Origin of the sequence: Sporichthya sp., assembly GCF_013815995.1 — a bacterium.
GTDB lineage: Bacteria > Actinomycetota > Actinomycetes > Sporichthyales > Sporichthyaceae > Sporichthya.
Map to the genome: position 1 here is coordinate 1 of NZ_JACDFE010000376.1, position 2,398 is coordinate 2,398.

The 2,398-nt window shown below is 70.6% G+C and carries 2 protein-coding genes; both read left to right on the forward strand.

Annotated features, from left to right (window positions below):
- Positions 1–477: hypothetical protein (locus H0X00_RS23450; RefSeq protein ID WP_293775247.1), on the forward strand; the 477-nt coding region annotated here is incomplete at its 5' end.
- Between the two features lie 59 nt (positions 478–536).
- Positions 537–2,243, forward strand: coding sequence for a S8 family serine peptidase (locus tag H0X00_RS23455; RefSeq protein ID WP_293775248.1), 1,707 nt, complete (start codon positions 537–539; stop codon positions 2,241–2,243).
- Positions 2,244–2,398: the final 155 nt, after the last annotated feature.

Sequence of the window (2,398 nt, forward strand, 5' to 3'; positions counted from 1 at the left end):
GGCTACCAGGTAGCCGGGATGGACACCGTGGTCGTCAGCCAGACCTTCGAGGGTGACCTGGACGCGATGGTCGAGTTCACCCGGTCGCTGAAGTCGAGGTTGAACTGGCCCGGTGCCGTCCTGGAGCACGAGATGCAGGGCGAACTGAGCTATCAGGTCGGCATGCGGATCAAGGCGGCGGTGCTGACCGACGTCAATGTCACCGAACGCCTCGGCCCGGTCGACCGGCTCGACGACGGCGCCGTGCGCTTCACCACGGTGCACCGCGTGCTGTGGCCGGACGGGCAGCAGGCCGACGCGATCACCGAGTACCTGTTCCTGCCCGGTCACGGCGGCGCCCCGCACACGCTGCGGTTCAGCTACAGCTTCCCGCCGCCGAGCACGAAGCTGGTGCGCACCAAGGAGCTGCCGGCCTTCCATGCCGCGATGGAGAAGGTGTCGGCGCGCTACCTGGACAAGCTCGCCAAGGCGGTGTGAAGCAGGCGCGTACGGCCGGTCGACTTGACGGACCGGCAAGGCGTCCTCAGGATTCGTTAATGCGCCCGATTGCCCGCTTTGCCGGTGCCCTGACCTTGTCCGTAGCACTGTGCGCCGCCGCGGTCGGCACGCTCCCGCGCACGGCGGACGCCTCGGCGCCCTCGGAAACCGGGCGGCAGTACTCCGTGCTCGGCGTTCCGGGCGCCCCGGTCGCGGACCTCATCGAGGCCGTCGAGGCCGCCGGCGGCACCGTGCGCGACTCCAACGCCGTGATCGGTCTGGTGACCGCGGAGGCCGGCTCGGAGGGCTTCGCGGCCCGCTTGGCGCGCAACGGTGCGGTGGAACTGGTCGCCCCGGTGCGGGCGATCGGCCGGGTTCCGGAGCTGGTGCCGGTGCTCCCCACGGTGCATCCCGAGGCTGTGGTCCGGGCCAAGAAGCCGTCACCCCGCCCGGTCGGCCCGGCCGGCGATCCGCTCGACGTGAATCTGTGGGGCCTGACGGCGATCAACGCGGCCGAGGCGCACAAGACCGAACTCGGTGACCGTCGGGTGATGGTCGGCATCCTGGACACCGGGGTCGACGGCACCCACCCCGACATCGCTCCGAACTTCAACGCCTCGCTCTCGCGCAACTTCACCACCGACATCCCGATCGACCCGCTGGGCACCGAGCTGGACGGCCCCTGCGAGGCGGCCGACTGCAAGGACCCGGCCGACGCGGACGACAACGGCCACGGCACCCACGTGGCCGGCACCATCGCCGCGGCGCTCGACGGCTTCGGGTTGTCCGGTGTCGCGCCGGGCGTTCAGATCGTGAACGTCCGCGGCGCGCAGGACTCGGGGCTGTTCTTTTTGCAGTCGGTGGTCAACGCGATCACCTACTCCGCCGACATCGGCATCGACGTGCTCAACATGTCCTTCTACACCGACCCGTGGGCGGCTTTGTGTGTGGCGAACCCCGCGGACACCCCGGAGCAGCAGGCCGAGCAGAAGCTGATCCTGGAGGGCATGGAGCGGGCCATGGCGTACGCCGACGCCAGGGGTGTGACCCAGGTGGTTGCCCTCGGTAACGCCAACCAGGACCCGACCGCGCCGCATGTCGACGCCTCCAGCCCGAACTACCCGCAGAACACCGCGCACCCGCGTCTGGTGGACGGCACCTGCAAGTCGATGCCGGCCGGCGACGTGCACGCGATCCGCGTCGGGGCCTACGGCCCGTCGGGCAACAAGGCCGGCTTCTCCAACTTCGGCCCGTCGCTCTCGGTCGCGGCCCCCGGTGGCTGGTTCGACGACTACGCCGGCACCGCCCAGGGCGGCCAGAACGAGAACGGCATCCTGTCCGCGCTGCCGCGCTCGCTCGCGATGAAGCAGGGCGCGATCGACGCCAGCGGCCAGCTCACCAAGGTGGGGGAGTCAAGCGGCGTGCAGGCTGCCTGCAAGGGCAGCGTCTGCGGGTACTACCACTACCTGCAGGGCACCTCGATGGCCGCGCCGCACGCGGCCGGCGTCGCCGCGCTGATCGTCAGCGCCTACGGCAAGGGGCAGGGCGCGGCGTTCGGGCTCGCGCCGGCCCAGGCGCGTTCCGTGCTCGAAGGCACGGCCCGCGGGATGGCCTGCCCGGGGCCGCTGGTGGCCTTCGCGACCTACCAGGCGGCCTGCGCGGGGGACACCTCGTTCAACACCTTCTACGGGCACGGCTCGGTGGACGCCCTGGCCGCGGTGAGCGCCGGCGGCCCCCTGATGGCCGCCTACAACCGGCAGGACTGACGACCCGTCAGATCACGTCGTCCGACCTGCTAGTGGTCTGTCTGTGAATTAGCGCGGTATGATTGATCATGCCGATCAAGACAGCACCGGCGTTGCCGGTCAGTAGTGAGCAGCGCGCGGAGTTGGCCCGGATGGCGCGGTCCTCGACGCTGCCC

Coding starts and splice junctions, on each gene's coding strand:
- H0X00_RS23455 (WP_293775248.1), top strand. CDS start 537: ATGCGCCCGATTGCCCGCTTTGCCGGTGCCCTGACCTTGTCCGTAGCA.